Source organism: Burkholderia diffusa, assembly GCF_902499115.1.
Lineage (GTDB): Bacteria > Pseudomonadota > Gammaproteobacteria > Burkholderiales > Burkholderiaceae > Burkholderia > Burkholderia diffusa.
This window is the reverse complement of the sequence record NZ_CABVPN010000002.1, coordinates 311,565-331,502: the sequence shown is the minus strand read 5'-3', so window position 1 is coordinate 331,502 and position 19,938 is coordinate 311,565. Positions and strand designations below refer to the sequence as shown.

General features: G+C 66.7%; 18 protein-coding genes. 8 read left to right on the top strand and 10 right to left on the bottom strand.

Translation table 11 applies throughout. The annotated features are described in order from the left end of the window. Positions 1-16: 16 nt before the first annotated feature. The 3 genes from BTE28158_RS03435 to lysA form a co-directional block, all read right to left on the bottom strand. Positions 17-676, bottom strand: coding sequence for an amino acid ABC transporter permease (locus BTE28158_RS03435; RefSeq protein ID WP_151049371.1), 660 nt, complete (start codon positions 674-676; stop codon positions 17-19). Positions 677-759: 83 nt separating this feature from the next. Continuing rightward, complete coding sequence (locus BTE28158_RS03430) at positions 760-1,560, bottom strand: transporter substrate-binding domain-containing protein (RefSeq protein ID WP_124628104.1); 801 nt, start codon at positions 1,558-1,560, stop codon at positions 760-762. Positions 1,561-2,110: 550 nt separating this feature from the next. After that, entirely contained in the window at positions 2,111-3,349 is a 1,239-nt protein-coding gene (gene lysA / locus BTE28158_RS03425) for a diaminopimelate decarboxylase (RefSeq protein ID WP_151049373.1), read from the bottom strand. 109 nt (positions 3,350-3,458) lie between these two features. On the opposite strand from lysA, the gene BTE28158_RS03420 reads away from it, so the two are divergent. Further along, positions 3,459-4,373 carry a LysR family transcriptional regulator gene (locus tag BTE28158_RS03420; RefSeq protein WP_059600096.1) on the top strand — a complete coding sequence of 305 codons (915 nt, stop codon included), beginning with the start codon at positions 3,459-3,461 and terminating at the stop codon, positions 4,371-4,373. A gap of 75 nt (positions 4,374-4,448) precedes the next feature. Further along, complete coding sequence (locus BTE28158_RS03415; RefSeq protein WP_151049375.1) at positions 4,449-5,048, top strand: GNAT family N-acetyltransferase; 600 nt, start codon at positions 4,449-4,451, stop codon at positions 5,046-5,048. 111 nt (positions 5,049-5,159) lie between these two features. On the opposite strand, the gene BTE28158_RS03410 is transcribed toward BTE28158_RS03415, so the two are convergent. Then, the gene (locus tag BTE28158_RS03410) at positions 5,160-5,741 is read right to left on the bottom strand and encodes a DUF4142 domain-containing protein (RefSeq protein ID WP_151049377.1); all 582 of its coding nucleotides are present in this window, start codon (positions 5,739-5,741) and stop codon (positions 5,160-5,162) included. A gap of 396 nt (positions 5,742-6,137) precedes the next feature. Next, a complete protein-coding gene (locus tag BTE28158_RS03405; protein ID WP_059600317.1) occupies positions 6,138-6,761 on the bottom strand; it encodes an HAD hydrolase-like protein in 624 nt (207 codons plus the stop codon). A gap of 202 nt (positions 6,762-6,963) precedes the next feature. Between BTE28158_RS03405 and BTE28158_RS03400 the strand changes: the two genes are divergently transcribed. Next, positions 6,964-7,407, top strand: coding sequence for a GNAT family N-acetyltransferase (locus tag BTE28158_RS03400; RefSeq protein ID WP_059685971.1), 444 nt, complete (start codon positions 6,964-6,966; stop codon positions 7,405-7,407). Positions 7,408-7,462: 55 nt separating this feature from the next. Then, positions 7,463-7,681: a DUF1653 domain-containing protein gene (locus BTE28158_RS03395; RefSeq protein WP_006751720.1), complete on the top strand. Its 219-nt coding sequence runs from the start codon at positions 7,463-7,465 to the stop codon at positions 7,679-7,681. Positions 7,682-7,776: 95 nt separating this feature from the next. On the opposite strand, the gene BTE28158_RS03390 is transcribed toward BTE28158_RS03395, so the two are convergent. Both BTE28158_RS03390 and BTE28158_RS03385 read right to left on the bottom strand, forming a co-directional pair. Further along, positions 7,777-8,988 carry a winged helix-turn-helix domain-containing protein gene (locus BTE28158_RS03390; protein WP_124901243.1) on the bottom strand — a complete coding sequence of 404 codons (1,212 nt, stop codon included), beginning with the start codon at positions 8,986-8,988 and terminating at the stop codon, positions 7,777-7,779. Positions 8,989-9,331: 343 nt separating this feature from the next. After that, positions 9,332-10,720 (bottom strand): MFS transporter, encoded by a 1,389-nt coding sequence (locus BTE28158_RS03385; protein WP_151049379.1) that lies wholly within the window; start codon positions 10,718-10,720, stop codon positions 9,332-9,334. A 331-nt stretch (positions 10,721-11,051) separates the two neighbouring features. Here BTE28158_RS03385 and treA point away from each other — a divergent pair, with 331 nt between their 5' ends. Beyond that, positions 11,052-12,776 carry an alpha,alpha-trehalase TreA gene (treA, locus tag BTE28158_RS03380; RefSeq protein WP_151049381.1) on the top strand — a complete coding sequence of 575 codons (1,725 nt, stop codon included), beginning with the start codon at positions 11,052-11,054 and terminating at the stop codon, positions 12,774-12,776. A gap of 99 nt (positions 12,777-12,875) precedes the next feature. Here the strand turns inward: treA and BTE28158_RS03375 are convergent, their stop codons facing one another. Both BTE28158_RS03375 and BTE28158_RS03370 read right to left on the bottom strand, forming a co-directional pair. Next, positions 12,876-14,369, bottom strand: a complete 1,494-nt coding sequence (locus BTE28158_RS03375) for a carbohydrate porin (RefSeq protein ID WP_151049383.1) — start codon at positions 14,367-14,369, stop codon at positions 12,876-12,878. A 110-nt stretch (positions 14,370-14,479) separates the two neighbouring features. Then, positions 14,480-14,749 (bottom strand): hypothetical protein, encoded by a 270-nt coding sequence (locus BTE28158_RS03370; protein WP_151049385.1) that lies wholly within the window; start codon positions 14,747-14,749, stop codon positions 14,480-14,482. A gap of 1,053 nt (positions 14,750-15,802) precedes the next feature. On the opposite strand from BTE28158_RS03370, the gene BTE28158_RS03365 reads away from it, so the two are divergent. After that, positions 15,803-15,940 (top strand): hypothetical protein, encoded by a 138-nt coding sequence (locus BTE28158_RS03365; RefSeq protein ID WP_170296434.1) that lies wholly within the window; start codon positions 15,803-15,805, stop codon positions 15,938-15,940. A 104-nt stretch (positions 15,941-16,044) separates the two neighbouring features. Next, the gene (locus BTE28158_RS03360) at positions 16,045-17,691 is read left to right on the top strand and encodes an NRAMP family divalent metal transporter (RefSeq protein ID WP_151049387.1); all 1,647 of its coding nucleotides are present in this window, start codon (positions 16,045-16,047) and stop codon (positions 17,689-17,691) included. A gap of 83 nt (positions 17,692-17,774) precedes the next feature. Here BTE28158_RS03360 and BTE28158_RS03355 read toward each other — a convergent pair whose 3' ends face one another. Beyond that, a complete protein-coding gene (locus tag BTE28158_RS03355) occupies positions 17,775-18,680 on the bottom strand; it encodes a helix-turn-helix transcriptional regulator (RefSeq protein WP_124628127.1) in 906 nt (301 codons plus the stop codon). Between the two features lie 280 nt (positions 18,681-18,960). Between BTE28158_RS03355 and BTE28158_RS03350 the strand changes: the two genes are divergently transcribed. After that, entirely contained in the window at positions 18,961-19,794 is an 834-nt protein-coding gene (locus BTE28158_RS03350; protein WP_124628129.1) for a helix-turn-helix transcriptional regulator, read from the top strand. Positions 19,795-19,938 lie beyond the last annotated feature (144 nt).

Sequence of the window (19,938 nt, the reverse complement as noted above, 5' to 3'; positions counted from 1 at the left end):
AACGAGGTGCGCATGCTCAATGCGTGGACGGCAGCGAGAGGCGCGTCTCGACGCGGCCCTGCAGCCGCGTGAGCAGCGTACTCAGCACCCAGTAGATCGCGGCGGCCGCGAGGTAGAGCGGCAGCGGTTGAAACGTCGCGGCGATCACTTCCTGCGTCGAGCGCAGCAGCTCGGTGACGGTGATGACGGACACGAGCGACGTGTCCTTGATCAGGCTGATCAGCGTGTTGCCGAGGCTCGGCACCGCGAGGCGCAGCGCCTGAGGGCAGACGATGTAGCGCAGCGTCTGCACGTGCGTGAGGCCGAGGCTGTGCGCGGCCGCCCATTGTCCGCGGCCGATGCCGAGGATCGCGCCGCGCATGCTTTCCGACAGGTAAGCGCCGGCGTTGAGCGTCAGCGTGAAGATGCCGGCCGTCGTCGGATCGAGCGTGATGCCGAGATCGGGCAGCCCGTAGTAGACGACGAACATCTGCACGAGCAGCGGCGTGCCGCGCATCAGGCTGACGTAGCCCCGCGCGAGACCGGACGCGAGCCGGTTGCTGCCGATCCGCATGATCGCGACCACGAGCCCGACGACGAGGCCGAGGGCCATCGACGCCACCGCGAACTTCAGCGTGAGCAGCGCGCCCTTCACCATCACGGGCAGGGTTTGAATGACCAGATCGAGTGCTTCCATCGCGTGTCTCCTGATTGTGTGTCGTGTGCGCCGAGGTGGCGGCCGGCCCGCGCGCGCGTGTGCGCGGCCGCGTGACGGCTGCGTTATTGCGCGATCGGTTTGGTCGTGTCCGAGCCGAACCACTGCATCGAGATTTTCTTCAGCGTGCCGTCCTGCTGCAGCGACGCGACCGCATCGTCGATCGCCTTCGCGAACTTCGGGTTGCCCTTGCGGAACGGGATCCCCATGCGGTCCTCGCCGCCGGCGAGCACGGAGCCGGGGCGCAGCGGCAAGTGCGAGTTCTTGATCAGATAGCTCAGCATCAGGCGGTCGTTGACCGCCGCGTCGATACGTCCCGCCGCGAGGTCGCGCAGGTTTTCCGGTGTACCCGGATAGACCTGCAGATCGATCGCGGGCACGGTCTTCACGAGATCGACGTAGTTGCTGCCCATCGTCACGCCGACCTTCTTGCCCTTCAGCTCGTCGAGCGACTTGAACGCACGCGTGTCGTTCTGGCGCTGCAGCAGCTGCGCGGAGGAATACACGTACGGCATGCTGAAGTCGAGCGCCTGCTGGCGCGACGGCGTGATCGCGACCTGGTTGACGATCACGTCGAACTTGCCGGCCTGCAGCCCGGCGAGAATCCCGCTCCATTCGGTCGTGACGAACTGCGGCTTCACGCCGAGCCGTGCGGCGACGGCCTTCGCGACGTCGACGTCGAACCCTTCGAGTTGTCCTTCGGCGTTGCGGTAGTCGAACGGCGGGTAGGTGCCTTCGAGCGCGATCTTCAGCACGCCGGCCTGCTTGACGGTGTCGAGCAGGTCCGCCGCGTGCGACGCGGTGGCCGCCACGCAGAGGAGGGCGGCGGCGAGGCCTTGCTTGAGCGTCGGGGTGAAGGGCTTCATGGTTGTCTCCAGGGTTGTTGTCGAAACGTCGTTGTCGAAAATTCAGGGTGAGCGCGTCCGCGGCGACGGGCGGCGTCGCCGTGGGCGGGAAGCGGGAAACAGTGCGGCGAGAGACGGTGCGAGCCGTGTGCCGCGAGGCGTTACGGCATGCGTTCGGGCACGGTGGCGTAGCGTTGCGCGGCGAAGAATTCAAGCATCGTGTTCATGAGTGCCCGTGCGGCTTGCGAGTGGGGTAGACCGGCTGCATCGTCGATGCGTGTCCGGTGACGCAAATGCTGAACGACTGAGGGCAATCTTAGTTTTGTCAAAAAGGAAAGTGCTTCCAAAAAAGCATGGACTTTCCACGCGGCGTGGAAAGTTTTTCTCCATGCGTGAAGCACGGTGCATGCGATCTGCTGCGGTTGTACGGGGTGCGCAGCATCGGGTGCTACGGCGTGGTCGAGCGGTTGCGCCCGAAACGATTGCTGAAAAGCAGAACGGCCAGGCATGCCGGTAGTGGCAAGCCTGGCCGTTGGCGTCCGCCGCGTCGAACGCGGCGCGAAGGCGCGTTTTACTCGAACGTTTCGAGCGCAAGCAGTTCGTCGATCGTCTGCCGGCGGCGGATCAGCCGCGGCGTGCCGCGATCGACGAGCACTTCCGGCGCGAGCGGCCGGCTGTTGTAGTTCGAGGACATCGACGCGCCGTATGCGCCTGCATCGTGCAGGAACAGCAGGTCGCCGATCTGCGGCTGCGCGAGCTTGCGGTGCGTGACCACGCCGCCCGCGTCCTGCGTGAACACGTCGCCCGACTCGCACAGCGGCCCTGCGATCGCGATGTCGACGAGCGGCCGGCCGGCAGGCAGTGCGCCGTCGTGCGTGTGCACGGACACCGCGTGGTAGCTGCCGTACATCGACGGACGCATCAGGTCGTTGAAGCCCGCGTCGATCAGCACGAAGTCGTGCTTCGGCCGGTGGTTCACGGCCTGCACTTCGGTGACGAGCGTGCCGGCTTCCGCGACGAGGAAGCGGCCCGGTTCGATCTCGATGCGCACCGCGTGGCCGAGATGCCGTTCGATCCGCTTGCGCGCGGCGTCCCACTGGCTGAAGTAGTGACCGACGTCGACGCGCGGCTCGCCGTCGCGATACGGAATCGACAGCCCGCCGCCGGCGGAGATGGCTTCGATGTCGTGGCCGAGCGACGTGACGAGGTCGACCATCGCGTCGCACACCTGCGACAGATGGCCGTAGTCGACGCCCGAGCCGATATGCATGTGGATACCGACCAGCTTCAGCCCGTACTGGCGAACGATCTCGATCGCGCGCGGCACGTCGTCGATCCAGATGCCGTGCTTGCTCTGCGGGCCGCCGGTGTTGGTCTTGTTGCTGTGGCCGTGGCCGAAGCCCGGGTTCACGCGCAGCCAGACACGGTGGCCGGGCGCATGCTCGCCGACGCGCGCGAGCATGTCGAGCGAGCCGGCGTTCACGGTCACGCCGTGCTTCAGCACGGCCGCGAGCGTCGGGCGGTCGATCAGGTCGGCCGTGAACACGACGCCTTCCGGTTCGCCCGCCGGACTGAACCCGGCCGCGAGGCTGCGCTCGATTTCGCCGAGCGACACGGCGTCGACGCACGCACCTTCGTCGCGCATCAACTTCAGGATATGCAGGTTCGAGTTCGCCTTCTGCGCATAGCGGATCACGTCGAACTGGCGCAGTTGGGCGATGCGGTTGCGGATGACGTCGGCGTCGTACACCCACAGCGGGGTGCCGTATTGCTGCGCGAGCGCCGCGAGCTGGCGGGAATCGAGGGACATGGCGGAAGAATCGGATCGAATGAACGGATAGCGTGAATGATGCGCCTGAACGCCTATACAGTAAAATGCCTGTTTTTCGAGATTCTATTCATTTTGGATATAGGCGCTCATGCTCACACACCGGCACATCGAGGTCTTCCGCGCGCTGATGGTCACCGGCAGCACGACGCGTGCGGCCGAGATGCTCTATACGTCGCAGCCGACGATCAGCCGCGAGCTCGCGCGCATGGAGCAGGTGATCGGCTTCGCGCTGTTCGAGCGCTCGCACGGGCGGCTGCGGCCGACGATGGCCGCGCTCACGCTGTTCGACGACGTGCGGCTCGCGTATGTGGGGCTCGAGCGTGTCGCGGCGACGGCCGCGCGGCTGCGCGAGTTTCGCGACGGGCAGTTGTCGGTGATCGCGCTGCCGGCGTTTTCGCACGCGATCCTGCCCGGCGCCTGCCGGCGTTTCCATGACGCGCATGCGGGCGTCAGCGTGTCGGTCGCGACGCAGGAGTCACCCGTGCTCGAGGAGTGGCTGACCGCGCAGCGCTACGATCTCGGGCTGACCGAACACGACATCGCGCCGGCCGGCACGGTCCTCACGCCGTTGCTCGAAGTCGACGAGGTATGCGTGCTGCCCGACGGCCATCCGCTGCTCGCGCAACGCGCGATCGATCTCGCGGATCTCGCCGACCGCCCGTTCGTGAGCCTGTCGCTGAACGACCCGTACCGGATCCTGATCGACGAGGCGTTCGCGCAGCTCGGCGTCGCGCCGCGTTCGATCGTCGAGACGCCGTCGGCCGTGTCGGTGTGCGCATTCGTGCGGCAGGGGCTCGGCGCCGCGATCGTCAACCCGCTGACCGCGCTCGATTTCGTCGGACGCGACCTGCACGTGCGGCCGCTCACGCGCTCGTTTCCGTACCGCGTCAGCGTGATCGTGCCCGAGCACCGGCCGAAGAGCCTGCTCGTCGACGCATTCGCCGACGCGCTGCGCGGCGAAGCGCACGCGATTCGCCAGCGGCTCGCCGCGCTGCCCGGCTGACGCTGGCCGTATGATGGGCGTTTCGCTGCGCGGTGGGTCATCCTCCGCGTCATCTTCATGGAAACGGAACCGGACATGACGGACGCATCATCTTCCCTCGAACAACCGACGCTCACCGGCGAGCGCATCGTACTGCGGCCGCTCGAGGCATCCGACCGGCAAGCGTTGCTCGATGCGGCGGCGGACGGTCGGTTGTGGAACCTGAAGGTCACGGTCGTGCCGGGCGAGGACACGGTCGACGCCTATGTCGACACGGCGCTGCAAGGCCGCGCGGCCGGCACCGTGATGCCGTTCGTGATCGTCGATCGCGCGTCGGGCCGCGCGATCGGCAGCACGCGTTTCTGGAAGATCGACCGCAAGAATCGCAAGCTCGAGATCGGTCATACGTGGCTGAGCGAATCGGCGCAGCGCACGCGTGCGAATACCGAGGCGAAATGGCTGCTGCTCTCGTACGCGTTCGACACGCTGCACTGCGTGCGCGTGCAGTTCACGACCGATGAACTGAACGAGAAGTCACGCGCGGCGATTCTGCGGCTCGGCGCGAAGCAGGAAGGGATCGTGCGTCACGAGCGGATCATGCCCGACGGCCGCAAGCGCAATTCGGTGCGCTTCAGCATCATCGACGACGAATGGCCGGACGTGAGCGAGCGGTTGCGCGCGAAGCTGGCGACGTAACGCGAACCGGGGAGGCGCTGGCGTCGCGCCGCCGAAAGGGGGGACGGCGACGCGACGAGCGGGGAAGCGGGGAAGAGGAGCACCGCGCGCGATGCGCGGTGGGGCATCGCGTTACTGTGCCGATGCGAGGTGGTGACGCTGGGCGAGCTTCTGCGCGTCCGCGTAGTGCGCCTGCAGGATCGGCAGCGCCTGGCGTGCGACTTCCTTCAGCTTCGTGTCGCGGCCCGAAGCGATTTCGGCCTGGAATGCCGAGATCGTCTTTTGCTGGCCGGCGAGCGCGACCTGCTCGATGTATGCCTTGTCGAATTCCGCGCCGCGCAGGTTCTTGATGCCGTCCAGCACGGCCGTGTCGGGATCGTCGGCCGGCACGTCGACGCCGCGCGGGCTGGCCGCGCGCATCGCCTGGATGATCTTCTCGTCGTCGGTCGACACGCGCTGCGCGAACGCCTTCACCTGGCTGTCCGACGTGCGCGAATTGGCGATGCGTGCGGCATCGTGCTGCGTCGACACGGTTTTCGTGCCGTCGGTGATGAAAGTCTGGTCGGCTTCGTGGATGCGCGTCTGCGTGGCGGCGGCCGGTGCGGCCGGCGCCGGTTGCGCGGTTTGCGCGGTTTGCGCGGTCGCCGTCACGGCGACGAGAAGCAGGCCAGCGGCAGACAATGCAAGGCGCGAGACTTGGGGAAAGCGGTTCATGGGACCTCCTTTCAATCGGGGCTCTGATTAACGGGCGGATCGGGTGATCCGCAGCTGTGCGAGAGACCGGGCGCGCCCGGGCCGGACTCGGTGGCCGGTCTGCCGCGGCGGCGTTCGAAGTGTTTCCCGGCCCGACTGATTCTAGGAGACCGCTCAGGTAGCAGGTGCAACCGCGCTGTGGTTTGTGTAACGGTTGGTAAGACGAATCGATGTGTGTGCGCGCGGGCAGGTAGAGCGTACCTGTCGCGCGCATCGTGGCGGAAATTTTTGCGTGCGCGGCGTGCATGCAATGGCTGCGATGTGTGCGCGTGTCATCGGCGTTTCATCGTCTTGCGCGCGGAGCGCGCCGGTTGCTTCGCGATCCGCCGAATCGAACGCGCGATCCGCGCTGCGTCCTCACACGCGGTCGAGCAAGGCGTCGAGATGCGGCAGCAATGGCGTCGCGCAATGCGCCTGCAACGCATCGGCGGCCGTGTAACCCCACGAGACCCCCTGGAAGGCGATCCGCGCGCGGCGTGCCGCTTCGGCGTCGCGGATTTCGTCGCCGACGTACAGCACGTCGGCGGGCTGCATGCCCGCTTCGCGCACGAGCGCGCGCAGCCGGCGTGCCTTGCCGAACAGCGGAATGCCGCACGCGAACGTATCGACGCATCGGCTCGCATGCGGGCCGAGCCGGTCGCGCACGATGTCCTCGCTGTTCGACGTCGCGATCGCGATGCGGATGCCGCGCGCGGCGAGCGCGTCGAAGGTCGTGTCGACACCCGGGAACAGCTTCACGTGCGCGATGCGTGGCCGCATCAGCCGGCGCATGTCGAGCGTCACGCGCGGCACTTTCCACATCGGCACCTCGAGCGCGCGGATGATCTCGCGCGCCGACATGCCACGTAGCGCCGGGCGCAGGTCGGCCGTCGCGTCGCGAAAGCCGTGCATGCGCGACGCTTCGGTCAGCGCCGCGAGAAAGCAGTCGAGCGAATCGGCGAGCGTGCCGTCGAAGTCGAACGCGATGAGTCGATAGGGCATGAAGCGATGCTGCGAGTTCATTGAGCCGGTGACGATATCACCGAATCGAGCCGCGTGGCCCGTGCGATCAGTTGTGCCCGTGGCGAGGCGAGACGAGATGGAAGAGCAGACGCCAGAGTGCGTCGCGCGGCGTTCGGTTGCCTCGGCTGGTCGAGTCGCGCTATCGTTGCTGCTCCGCCCCCGACCCGACCGGAGAGCCGACGTGCCCGCAGCCACTCCCGCCACGCTGAGATTTTCCACCGACAAGCGCGAACTCGACATCGACGCGATCTTCGATTTCCTGCACCGGGACGCGTACTGGTCGCAGGGCATTCCGCGCGACGTCGTGGAGCGTGCGATCGACGGATCGCTGTGCTTCGGCGCGTACGTGGGCGACCGGCTCGTCGGGTTCGCGCGGCTCGTGACCGACCACGCGACGTTCGCGTACCTGTGCGACGTCTTCGTCCTGCCGGCCGACCGCGGCAACGGCTATGGCCGCGCGCTGATCGACCACGTATTCGCGCAGCCGATGGTGCGCAGCCTGCGCCGCATCATGCTCGTGACGACCGATGCGCACGAACTGTACCGGCCGGTCGGCTTCGGGCCGTCCGCGAATCCGGAGCGGCTGATGGAGATTCGCCGCCCCGACATCTACGCGAAACGCTGACGCGCGGCGAGCGCATACAATACGCGCTTTCGTTCTTGCCGAAGGGAAGCAGATCATGACCGAACAGGAAGCCGAACAACTCGCCACGCATCGTCACTACAAGGGCGGGCTGTATCGCTACATCGGCGTTGCCCGTCATTCCGAAACCGAGGAATCGGTGGTGGTGTACGAGCATCTGTGGCCGCATGCGCGCGGCCTGTGGGTGCGGCCGGAAGCGATGTTCAACGAGAACCTGCCGGACGGCACCCCGCGTTTTCGCAAACTGCGCGACTGAGTCGTGGCAGGTGGCGGCAGACGGGCGCGCCGCCGCGCAATCGCAATCGGCGCGCGCGTCGCTGTTGCCCGTCGCGCGGCGCGGCTCCGCCGGCCTTACGCGCCGGCCAGCGCCTTCGACAATTCGGGCGGCGCGTGCGCGACCGCCACCTCCGGCGTCCCATGCCACGCCGCCAGCCGTTTCACGGCTTTCGCGACGTCGGCCGCGAGCCCCGTGCCGAACCGCACGCCCGGCTCGACATGCACCGCCTTCAATTCGAACGTGCCGAGCGCGCGATGCGCTTTCGCGTCGACGCGCCCGATCAGCCGGCCGCGATGCAGCACCGGCAGGCAGAAATAGCCGTAGCGCCGCTTGTGCGCGGGCGTATAGCACTCGATCGTGTAGTCGAACCCGAATAGCGTCGACGCGCGCCGCCGGTCCCACACCACCGGATCGAACGGCGACAGCAGCGTCGTGACGGTCGAGCGCAGCGTATCGGCCGCGGCGGCCGGCAGCAGCGCTTCGAGCGAGCGATGCACGTAGGCCGGCTCCTTCCAGTCCGCGATCTCCACCGGAATCAGCTCGCCCGCATCCGCCAGCCGCTCGAGCTCCGCGCGGTACGAACGGCGCGGCAGCCGGTAGTAATCGGCCACCCAGTCCGCGCGCACGACGCCGAGCGCGCGGCACGTGTAGTCGAGCAGCGCGGGCAGCACCGCGTCGCGCGGCGGCAGGTCGCGTGCATCGTCCCAGCCGGGCAGCACGCGTTCGCGCACGTCGTAGATCCGTTGAAAGTTGCGGCGTTCGGACACCATCAGGTCGCCGGTCGTGAACAGCACCTCCAGGTGCTTTTTCTCGGGCTTGCGGTCCCACCATCCGTTGCCCTTCGCGCCGTCTTCGCGAATGAAATCCGCCGACCGCACCGGGCCTTCGTCGCGAATTCGCGCGAGCATGCGGTCGATGTCCGCGCGATTCTGCTCGTGCCATTCGGCCGCGTATTTCCAGCCCATTCCCGACGGATCGAGCATCTTGTAGCGCATCAGCCCGAATTGCTCGACCGGCAGGAAGCACGCCTCGTGCGACCAGTATTCGAACAGGCGCGCCTCGGCGAGATGTTCGTCGAGCCACTGCGGGGCGAAGTCGCCGAGGCGGCTGAACAGCACGAGATACGGGCTGCGCGCGACGACGTGAATGGTATCGATCTGCAACTGCGCCATCCGGCGGATCGTGTCGAGCACGTCGGCCTTGGTGGCCTTGCGGCGGGGCGGGGTCAGCAGGCCCTGCGCGGCAAGATGCAGCGCGCGGGCGGCGGCGGGCGAGAGCGTAAGCATCGGAACGGCGGCTGAGGGTGGCAGTCGGGCACCACTTTAGCGCGAAAGCGGCGCACGTGTGCGACGCATGCACGCGACGCTTCTGACAATGCTTGACAGATGCGCGGCGCGACTTTCCCTATAGTGCAGTCATGGCGCGACGAAATGTGCGCGCAACGATTCGGCTTCCGACGCACATATGTCCATGGCACGCAGGAAGCAGATCAGGGAATCTCAACCCCCAATGAGAGACCCGGAGCCCTGAGCGGACATCCATGCGGCTGTGCACCGGCCCCGTGTGGATGTCCGCTGATTTTTTTGTTTTCCGGTTATTCCGCTGCCAGCCCTTTCCCGGACAGCCTGTTTATTGCCGCTTGCCGCGCGCGACTTCATCGCCGGCGCCGGGCGGCAGCCGCCGCGTGATCGGAATCGACGCGAACGAACACAGCCCGACCACGACGAACGCGGGCCAGAAATCCGACCACACCATCGTCTGATGTCCCTGCAGCCAGTGCGACAAGTGCAGCACGAGGCCGGCGACCGTCACGCCGAGCCCGAGCGACATCTGCTGCACGACACTGCCCAGGCTCGTCGCGCGGCCTGCATCGGCCTGCGAAATATCCGCGTAGATCATCGAATTCAGGCTCGTGAACTGCAGCGCGGGGAAGATGCCGCCGACCAGCACGATCGTCCAGATCGCCCAGGTCGCCATGCCCGGATGGAACACGCCGTAGGCGGCGATCGCGAGCCCGGCGAATGCGGCGTTGTAGATCAGCACCGTGCGAAAACCGAAGCGGCGCAGCGTATGCGTGGCCGTCGAGCGGCTCACCGCGCCGCCGAGCGCGGATGCGCAGGTGATCAGCCCGGAGTGGAACGCGCTCATCCCGAGGCCTTCCTGGAGCGCGAGCGGCAGCAGGAAGGGCACCGCGCCGAGGCCGATGCGGAACAGCGACCCGCCGACCACGCTTGCGTGATAGGTCGGGATCTTCAGGAAACTGAGGTCGAGCACCGGACGCGCCTTGCGGCGCGCGTACGGCACGTAGAGCGCGAGCATCACCGCGCCGGCCACGCACATCAGGAGCGCGTTGCCGCGCGACGTGAGCGAGCCGTCGATCAGCGTGAGGCCCATCAGCAGCAGCGCGGCGCCGCTTGCCGACAGCAGGAAGCCGAACCAGTCGAGCGGGCCGGGATCGGGCTCGTGCGTGTTCGCGATGTGCTTGCTGGCGAGGTAGATCCCGTAGATGCCGATCGGCACGTTGATGAAGAAGATCATCCGCCAGTGCAGGTAGGTCGTGATGAAGCCGCCGACGAGCGGCCCGAGCGTCGGCCCGAACAGCGCGGGAATCGCGAGGTAGTTCATCGCGCGCACGAGATCGGAGCGCGGCACCGCGCGGAAGATGATGATCCGGCCGACCGGCACCATCATCGCGCCGCCGACGCCCTGCACGAAGCGCGCGAACGTCAGCACGCCGAGCGAGTTGGAGGCCGCGCACATCAGCGAGCCGGCGACGAAGATGCCGATCGCGGTGCGAAAGACGGCGCGCGCGCTGAAGCGGTCGGCAAGCCATCCGCAGATCGGGATGAATACGCCGAGGCCGACCACGTAGGCCGTGATCGCAATGTTCAGTGTGACGGGATTGTGCCCGAAGTCCCTCGCCATCGCGGGCAGTGCGGTGACGATGATGTTCGCGTCGACGCTTTCCATGAACAACGCACAGGCAACGATGAGCGGTGCTAGAAAGACGGGCGACATGGGCAGGGCGCGCGGTAAAGACGCCATTATGCCCACAATGTGGTCGTTGCGTCACGCGAGACAATGGTTGTTCCGCATGTTGCAACAGTCGTTCCTGTTACCGCGCGTGAAAGAAGGAACGACTGCGGTGCCGGGTGCGATTCGTGACACGGCACATGACGTGCGCTCGCGGTGGCCGCCGCGAAACTTGCGTGCGATGCGCGTTTCGTGCGACAGTCGGAACTCATCTGCGTAATACAACGACGCGCATCGATCGACGGCCATCGAGACGAGCGCACGCGCGAACGAGACCCCTGCCGAACCATTCATCATCGAAAGGAGGGGACACGTCATGACGTCACGTCGTGCCGCATCGACCGCATCGCATCCTGCCTCGCATCCGTCCGTTCCCGCGCCGCGTCTGCGCTGGGCCGCCGTCCTCGCCGTTGCTTACCTCGCCGTCACCGGTTGCGCGGCGCAGGCCGACAGCGCAAATCAAGCCTCGATGCAGGCGGCCAGCCAGTCCGCCGCGCCTGCCACGCCCGCCACGGCGACGCTCGCGAGCCCGGCTTCCGGCACGCTGCTGCCGCCACCGAGCCAGCTCTACGGCGACTTGTTCGTCGCGGTGCAGACGGCTCAAATCTATCCCGATCAGAAGACCTTCGTCGACGCGACGCCCAACACCGATCCCGCGACGATCGTACAGTTGTATCAGCAACAGAAGTCGCAGCCGGGCTTCTCGCTGAAGGCGTTCGTCGACCAGCACTTCACGCCGCCGCCGGAAGGCGGGGTCACGCCACCCGCGAACCAGACGCTGCGCCAGCACATCGACTGGCTGTGGCCACAGCTCACGCGCACCAGCATGACGGTGCCGCCGTACAGCTCGCTGATCGCGATGCCGAAGCCGTACGTGGTGCCGGGCGGCCGCTTCCGCGAAGGCTATTACTGGGATACCTATTTCACGATGCTCGGGCTGCAGGTGTCGGGGCGCGAGGATCTCGTCGACGACATGCTCGACAACTTCGCGTATCTGATCGACACGATCGGCCACGTCCCGAACGGCAACCGCACGTACTACGCGAGCCGATCGCAGCCGCCGTTCTTCGCCTACATGGTCACGCTCGCCGCGCAAGCCGAAGGCGACAAGGTCTACCAGAAATACCTGCCGGCGCTGCGCAAGGAGCATGCGTACTGGATGCAGGGCGAAACCACGACGCCGCGCGGGCAGGCGGCGCGCAACGTGGTCGCGATGCCGGACGGCGCGGTGCTGAACCGCTACTGGGACGCGAGCGACACGCCGCGCGACGAGTCGTATCTCGAGGACGTGACGACCGCGAAGGCGGTGCCGAATCGCCCCGCGAACGAGGTGTACCGCGACCTGCGCGCGGGCGCCGAAAGCGGCTGGGACTACAGCTCGCGCTGGTTCGGCGACGGCAAGACGCTCGCGACGATCCGCACGACGTCGATCGTGCCGGTCGACCTGAACAGCCTGATGTTCCATCTCGAGACGACGATCGTGAAGGGCTGCGCGGTCACGCGCGACATCGCGTGCGTGGCGGATTTTTCCGGCCGGGCGGCGCGGCGCGCGGCGGCGATCAACCACTATCTGTGGAATCGTCGCGGTTATTACGGCGACTACGACTGGCAGTTGCGCAAGCCGCGCGACGGCGTGACGGCGGCCGCGCTGTATCCGCTGTTCGCGGGTGTCGCATGGCCCGAACGCGCGAAGGCGACCGCGCGCGAGGTGCGCAAGACGCTGCTGCAACCGGGCGGCCTCGCGACGACGACCGAGAACACCGGCCAGCAATGGGACGCGCCGAACGGCTGGGCGCCGTTGCAGTGGATCGCGATCGACGGACTGCGCCGCTACGGCGAACCGGCGCTCGCGAAGGACATCGGCACGCGCTTCCTGGCCGACGTGAAGCATGTGTATGCGACCGAAGGCAAGCTCGTCGAGAAGTACGTGGTGGAAGGGGCCGGCGCGGGCGGTGGCGGTGGCGGCGAATATCCATTGCAGGACGGCTTCGGCTGGACCAACGGCGTCACGCTGAAACTGCTCGGCCTGTATGGCGAGTGACGGGCCGCGTGCGTTGCACGCAGGCACGCAGGCACGTAAACGGACACGGGCCGGATCGCCGCGCGAGCGGCAGTCCGGCCCATATCACATGCGCGCGTGTCAGAACGTGATCGTCGTGCGTACGCCGACCACCGTTTCGTCGCCGATGCGCGCGCCGGCCTGGTTCGGGTTCGGGATGCCGCCGCCAGGCCGGAAGAAGTGCTGCAGGTCGGCCTGCAGTTGCCACCACGGTGCGACCTGGTACTGATAGGTCGCCTCGATCACCGTTTCCGCGCGACGCACCGGATAGCCGGGCGTCGTATACGTGCCCGTGTCGCCGTCGAGCGCACGTGCATGCGAGCCGATCTTCGCGTAGCCGATCGCGATGCCGGCCGTATCGTCGTCGCGGCCCTTGAACGGCGCCTTGAGCGTCACGCCCGCATTCGCCGCGAAATCGACAACGTTGCGATCGCCCGGGGAGCCCATCACGCGTGCGAACACGCCGACCGAACGCGGGCTGTCCGCCGACGGCCGCCACACCATCTGATCCGCGACCGCATAGAAACCGTAGTTGCCGCGATGCGTGGCGGGGATTCCGTTGCTGGCCGGATTCGCGAGCGACAGCCCGTCGGTGCCGACGCGCGGATCGTTCGCGTGCTGCGACTGATACCAGAAGCCGACCTTGTACGTGCCCGGCAGGCCGAGTGGTTGCGGCGCCTTCGGATCGGCAGGCGGCGCGTTCAGCGCGTACTGGAGTTCGCCGATCACGAACGCGCCGCTGCGCAGGTTGAAGTTGGTGCCGTGCGCGTTCAGCACCTGTGCGTCGCCGTCGCTGCGGCCGGCCGGGTTGCCGTCGAACACGCCGACCATCGCGGTCCACGCGTCGGCCGGCTTCAAGCGCAGCCGCACGCCGAGCGACGACAGCGGATACGCGGGGCCGCCGGACGGCAGGTCGGTCGACGGCAGCACGGGCCAGCCGAACGTCGCGTTCATGAACGTCGCCGCGTACTGGCTCACCATGAATTCCTGGTCGACGCTCTGCTGGCCGACCCTCACGTCGGCCTTGCCGGCGAGGAACGCCTGCTGGTACCAGAGCTCCCACAGCCGCGTGGTCGAATTCGCTTCGATGCCGGTCGCGGTCTGCAGCGTCTGCAAATAGCGCTGCGTGAGGTTGGTGCCGTGGATCTGCAGCGCCGACACGTTGAACGTGCCGCCCGGCAATCCGATCGCCTTTTCCGTATCGACGTTGAAGCCGAATTGCGTGAGGCCCTGATAGGCACCGCCGCGTTGCGTGCCGCCTGCGGCGTTGTACAGGTATTCGCTGGTTTCCTGCAGGTTCAGCGTGATGCCGTGATCGCCGAGCACGTCGCGCAGGCCGCCCATGTTGCCGAGCAGGTTCGAGCGCTCCCAGAAACCGGTGGGCGCTGGCGCGGCAGCATCGGCAGCGGGTGCGGGGGCGGCGTCGCTGACGTCGGCCGCCGGCTCGGCCGCGGCGGACGCTGCAACCGGCGACGACGATTGCGCGAGCGCGGGCGCGGCGGCGAGCGACAGCAGCAACGCGGCGAGCGCATCGAGGCGCGGTGTACGCGGTGCGGATTCGAAGCGATTTTTCATGCGGGCTCCGTTGTTTGATTGATTAGCTCGACTGAAGAAATGGGAACGCGAAGCGATGGAGCAGGTGGGGGCAGCGACACGCAGGCATGCCGCGCGTTGCGCACCGCCGGTTACGGCAGCCAGCCGCTGATCCGCCATACGTATGCGAAGCCGAGGCGCGATGCGGCCGTGCAGAGCAGCGCGACGAGCGCGACGGCGGCGGCCATCGCACCGATCAGCACGCAGTCGAGCGGGCGCGGTGCCGCCGGCAGGTGCGCGAGGGCGCTGCCGCGCCAGTCGCCGAACGCGTGGGCGAGCGGCGAAAGGCCCGAAACCAGCAAGCGGTCGGACGCGACGTATATGAGTCGCTTGAGTCTGGCCGCGAACGATTGAAAGAACATGACGATCCTCCGTCCGGTCCGGCGCATGCCGGACGACGTGATCGAGCGCGGGTGCATGACGCGACCTGCGATCGGCGGTTGGAACGTAACGGAGCGTGCGACGGACGAGCCGGCTATGCCGGCATCGGGGGAAGCGCGCTAACCCGACGAATGCGAGCTAGCGGCGAATGACATGCGTCTGGCTGCTATCTCGCGATGGCTTGGTCGGCCTGGACCGGCATCGAACTGCAACTGGAGCATGTGTCCACGAAGGGACTCCCTTGATGAATTGGGGCGGATTGTAGTCGCGAGCTTTGCTGCGGTGCAAGCAAAAAAGCAGCGGCGTTGCGCATGTTGCATCGGCAGCGCCGCCGCGCCGCAGGCAGGCCGATGCCCGGCACGCCGACCCACCGGCGGCAGCGGCGACTGTTGCTCGTACGCATCGGCGGCGCGCGCCCTGCAACGCGTTGAAAGGTTGCGGCGCGCCATTCCGGGCGCGAATCTTTCAGTGTGTAGGGGGCGGAAAAAAATTCCCCCCAGCGCGGGTCAGAGGGTTGACTTCCGTTTCGGCCGGTCCATAGAATCCTGCATCTTCACTCTTGGGGCCGCCGCCTTGGACGCCTGCAGTAGTCGATCTTCGAACGAAATTTCCGCCTGAGCGACCGACGTCCGCGCCTCATCGAAGCCGCCGTTTGTCGTCCAGGCAAACGGTGCGCGCAGCAGTATTCCGCAGCAACTCCCTACGTGCACCCTGATTCGCGCCGGTTAGCGTGATGCGTTTTCGCATGCGCCATCCGGTTTTGCCGCCGCCCGGCGCGCGGCCGCGTTCGCGCATGCGTTTCGCATGCACCCGAACGGCGGAGCGCGCCTAATGGCGGTCAACCGTGTTCTCCGGAACACCGCACAGGAGCCGCCGTGAACGACAGTGACAGTTGTCCCTTATGCCCGTTGCATCAACAGACCCTTTTGAACCCGGGTCGCAGGGACATGCCGGCCGACTAGCCTGACACGTCGTTCAGGCCCCGCGCCCACCAAGCGGCCGGCACGCATGCCGTTGCCGCCAGGAGCCAGACCATGAACTTCGGCCTTCTGCTGTCGAACCTCCCGCACGTCACGGAATCGCGTCCGCATTACGACGCGATGCTGACGCTCGACGCCCGTCCGCGGGTGTTCTCCCGTTTGCTGAACCAGCTGAAATCGTTGATCCGCTGAAGAAGCGCCGAGCGCGTCTCGGCATGCGCGCGCGGACCCGTTCCGCGCGCGTATTCCAAGGCCACACGCTTGCCGTATCAAAAACCAGCCGTACGGAATTCATCATGTCCACGCCATCGAACGTCTCTCCACCGATCGCCGTCGAACGCAGCGCCGTGCTCGACGAAGCCCACCTGGGCGACATCCGCGGCGCGCTCGGCACCATCGCGCATCACGACACCGCCGCGCGCGGGACGTGGTGGGCGCGCCTGCGCACGCTGCTCGCGATCATCGGCCCCGGCCTGATCGTGATGGTCGGCGACAACGACGCCGGCGCATTCGGCACCTATACGCAGGCCGGCCAGAACTACGGCACGACGCTGCTGTGGACGCTGCTGCTGCTTGTGCCGGTGCTGTACGTGAATCAGGAGATGGTGTTGCGCCTCGGTGCCGTCACCGGCGTTGGCCATGCGCGCCTGATCTTCGAGCGCTTCGGCAAGTTCTGGGGCGCGTTCAGCGTGATCGACCTGTTCCTGCTCAATGCGCTGACGATCGTCACCGAGTTCATCGGCATCACGTTCGTGCTGGCTTTCTTCGGGCTCCCGAAGGTTGCGGGCGTCTGCGTGGCGGCCGCATTGACGATGGCGGCGGTGAGTACCGGCGACTTCAGGCGCTTCGAGCGGTTCGCGATCGTGCTGTGCGTGATGAGCCTGCTGCTCGTGCCGGTGCTCGTGTCGATCCACCCGCCGGCGGCGCAGATGTCGCGCGACTTCTTCGTACCGAACTGGCCCGCGCACGCGAAGCTGTCCGACGTGATGCTGCTCGTGATCGGCATTGTCGGCACGACGGTCGCGCCATGGCAGCTGTTCTTCCAGCAGAGCTACGTGATCGACAAGCGCATCACGCCGCGCTTCATGAAGTATGAAAAGGTCGACCTGTGGATCGGCATCGCGTTCGTGCTGATCGGCGCGGTCGCGATGATCGGCTTCAGTGCCGCGCTGTTCGGCGGCCATCCGGAAGCGGGCGGCTTCACCGACGCGGGCGGCGTGATCGCGGGCCTCGAGAGATATGCGGGCCGCACGAGCGCGACGCTGTTCGCGGTCGCGCTGCTCGACGCGTGCATCATCGGCGCGGCGGCGGTGTCGCTGTCGACTGCGTACGCGATCGGCGACGTGTTCAAGATCCGTCATTCGCTGCATCGCGGCGTGTCGGATGCGAAGGGCTTCTATCTCGTCTACTTCGGCATCGTCGCGGCGGCCGCCGCGCTCGTGCTGATTCCCGGCAGCCCGCTCGGCCTGCTGACCGAAGCGGTGCAGACGCTCGCCGGTGTACTGCTGCCGAGCGCGACCGTGTTCCTGCTCGTGCTCTGCAACGATCGCCAGGTGCTCGGCCCGTGGGTCAACTCCACGAAGCTGAACGTATTCACGGGCGCGGTGATCTGGGTGCTCGTGCTGCTGTCGATCATCCTGACGGCATCGGTGATGTATCCGGACATCAGCGGCGAAGCGATCGTCGACGTGCTGATCGGCGGCACCGTGCTCGCGATTGCCGGTTATCTCGCGACGGTGCTGATCCGCCGCAACAAGCGTGTCGTCGAGCCGAGCATCGACCGCACGCTGCGCGAAACATGGCGCATGCCGCCGCTCGATTCTCTCGAGCCGCAGAAGATGACGGTCGCGACGCGCGTCTGGATGGCCGTGATGCGCGGCTATCTGGTGATCGCGGTCGGCCTCGTGATCGTCAAGGTCGTGCAGATGACGCTGCTGAAGTAGCGCCTTACGGCGTCGTCGCCAGGTGTGCGCACATGCCGGCCCGCGAGGCCGGCATGTGCGTATACGCGGGTTCGTCGCGCGCGTCAGATCAGTTCGAGCTTCGACGTCAGGTACGTGAGCTGGATCCGGTTCGCGACGCCGAAGCGCTTGCGCAGCTTGCGCAGGTGATAGTCGACGTTGTGCGCGCTGGTGTCGAGGCGCCGGCCGATCTCCTTGTCCGACGCGCCTTCCGCGATGCCCAGCAGCAGTTCCTGTTCGAACGGCGTGAGCCCGTTCACCGCGCGTTCGCGCGACGTCGCGATCAGTTGCGGCGATGCGAACTTGTGCACCGACAGCCCGATCGACAGCGCCTGCTCGATCGTCGCCGGCGTGATCCACTCGCGCGTGCGGCGCGGCGCGGTGAAGCTCATGAACGCGTGCAGCCGCGTGCCGGGCACGGCCATCGAATACATGATGCCGCTGCACATGCCGTCGTCCTGCATCGTCTGCAGGAAGCCGTCGAGCGCTGCCGGCGTGACGCACGGCGCGTCGTCGCGCTCGCGGTGTTCGCGGCGCAGCTGCTGCAGGTCCCACACGATCGGCATGTTGCAGACGCGCGCGCCAAGCGTGCGCGGATCGATGTCGTGATGGTTGTGCCTCACGTAGTCGCCGCGATAGGTGGTCGGCGTGAACGCCTCGTGGAGGTAGAGACTTTCGACGCGCTCTCGCGAGAATTCGAGCGCGAAATACGCGAACGTCGAGAAGCCCGTCAGGTGCAGCAGGCTTGCGACGATCCGGTTGCGCTCCGCGGTGCTCTGCGCGTGCGCGAGCGTATCGGCGACGCCAAGCTTCGGCGCGTGCGGCTGCGCGATGTCGCCGCGCTTGACGTCGTCGCACCAGACGACCTGCACCGTGCGTTCTCTCGACGCGTCGTTGCAGGCGGCCGTCCGCCGCGACGGACGGGACAACGTTGGGGCGACCGCTTCTTCTTGCAATGCAATATCGGACATGAGCCATCCCTCGGAATCGACGCGCATCGCGTGGCGGCAACCGTATCGTGTACGGCGCTCGCGACGATGCGATCGAGCATCTTTATGATATGCGTCGATCGTCATCCTGACGAAACGCGGGGGCATTGTACAAAAATGCCTGTGTGCGCGTAATATGCCGTAATACTAATTCGGGCGAAAGGTTCATATTCGCACCGGTATAGAGAAGACCAGAAAAACATAAAGAAAAGACCAGATCGTGACGGGGCAGGTTCACATATTGGGAAAGGGTGGGCTCCTCATGACATATGCTGACGACGCGCCACGCGTCGAGTGGTTCTCGCAAGCCGATATCGCTGCTGCTGCCGCTTATTCAAAAGAAATTCATGCAATCGAGCGCGACGTTTTTACCGGCATCCAAATCGCACCCGGTAAATCCGACCTCGCTCCCGTCGATTTCGCCCAATGCCATGCCCGATTGCGGCAAATCGGTTTCAGCACACTCGGTTACGGCGCATATGAAATGATCGGGCGGCGCATTCTGTGCGCGCATCTGCTGCGCGACCTCGCGCCCGCGACGTTCGTGCAGCCGTATATCGAGGGCATGCTCTACGAGAGCGACCCGCGTTTCGCGCAAGTGCGGCAAAGCGGCTTTCCGGTCGCGTGGCGGCTCGACGAGATCGAGTCGTCCGCGCAGGGCAGCGGCGACCGCAAGGTGCTCGCGCTGGCCGGCCATCTGCGTGCGCATGCGATGAACAGCGGCGTGATCTTCAGCCTGTCGGCGCCGCGGCTCGACCTGCGCGTCGCGGTGAACGTGACGTCGGAAGCGCACGGTACCGAGTGGATCGACGATCGCGTGATCGGCGGCGCGCTGGCGGTGAGCCTCGCCGTGCATCGCGTCGCGCTGCCGTTTCTCGAGGCGCGCATCGCGCGCATGCGCGGCTTCGCGCTGGGCGACGAGCAGCAGCAGGTGCTCGAGCGCCTCGTGCACGGGCTGTCCGACCAGGAGATCGCGAGCGCGCTGCGCACGTCGCTGCACAAGGTCGGTCACCACATCCGTTCGCTCGAAAAACTCTTCAACGTCCGGAATCGCGCGCAGCTCGCGTATCTCGCCGCACGCCGTCTGGAGTCCTGACCCTGTCTGCGCGCGCGGCGCCCGCCGCGCGATGGAAGCGGTTCCGGCGATGCGCGCGAGCAGGCGCCGCCGGGTTTCGTAGTCGGATCCGATCGTCACCGAAAAACCGCCGCGCCGCTACGAGGTGCATCCCTTTTTGCGCGG

Coding starts and splice junctions, on each gene's coding strand:
- BTE28158_RS03435 (WP_151049371.1), bottom strand. CDS start 676: ATGGAAGCACTCGATCTGGTCATTCAAACCCTGCCCGTGATGGTGAAG.
- BTE28158_RS03430 (WP_124628104.1), bottom strand. CDS start 1,560: ATGAAGCCCTTCACCCCGACGCTCAAGCAAGGCCTCGCCGCCGCCCTC.
- lysA (WP_151049373.1), bottom strand. CDS start 3,349: ATGTCCCTCGATTCCCGCCAGCTCGCGGCGCTCGCGCAGCAATACGGC.
- BTE28158_RS03420 (WP_059600096.1), top strand. CDS start 3,459: ATGCTCACACACCGGCACATCGAGGTCTTCCGCGCGCTGATGGTCACC.
- BTE28158_RS03415 (WP_151049375.1), top strand. CDS start 4,449: ATGACGGACGCATCATCTTCCCTCGAACAACCGACGCTCACCGGCGAG.
- BTE28158_RS03410 (WP_151049377.1), bottom strand. CDS start 5,741: ATGAACCGCTTTCCCCAAGTCTCGCGCCTTGCATTGTCTGCCGCTGGC.
- BTE28158_RS03405 (WP_059600317.1), bottom strand. CDS start 6,761: ATGCCCTATCGACTCATCGCGTTCGACTTCGACGGCACGCTCGCCGAT.
- BTE28158_RS03395 (WP_006751720.1), top strand. CDS start 7,463: ATGACCGAACAGGAAGCCGAACAACTCGCCACGCATCGTCACTACAAG.
- BTE28158_RS03390 (WP_124901243.1), bottom strand. CDS start 8,988: ATGCTTACGCTCTCGCCCGCCGCCGCCCGCGCGCTGCATCTTGCCGCG.
- BTE28158_RS03385 (WP_151049379.1), bottom strand. CDS start 10,720: ATGTCGCCCGTCTTTCTAGCACCGCTCATCGTTGCCTGTGCGTTGTTC.
- treA (WP_151049381.1), top strand. CDS start 11,052: ATGACGTCACGTCGTGCCGCATCGACCGCATCGCATCCTGCCTCGCAT.
- BTE28158_RS03375 (WP_151049383.1), bottom strand. CDS start 14,369: ATGAAAAATCGCTTCGAATCCGCACCGCGTACACCGCGCCTCGATGCG.
- BTE28158_RS03370 (WP_151049385.1), bottom strand. CDS start 14,749: ATGTTCTTTCAATCGTTCGCGGCCAGACTCAAGCGACTCATATACGTC.
- BTE28158_RS03365 (WP_170296434.1), top strand. CDS start 15,803: ATGAACTTCGGCCTTCTGCTGTCGAACCTCCCGCACGTCACGGAATCG.
- BTE28158_RS03360 (WP_151049387.1), top strand. CDS start 16,045: ATGTCCACGCCATCGAACGTCTCTCCACCGATCGCCGTCGAACGCAGC.
- BTE28158_RS03355 (WP_124628127.1), bottom strand. CDS start 18,680: ATGTCCGATATTGCATTGCAAGAAGAAGCGGTCGCCCCAACGTTGTCC.
- BTE28158_RS03350 (WP_124628129.1), top strand. CDS start 18,961: ATGACATATGCTGACGACGCGCCACGCGTCGAGTGGTTCTCGCAAGCC.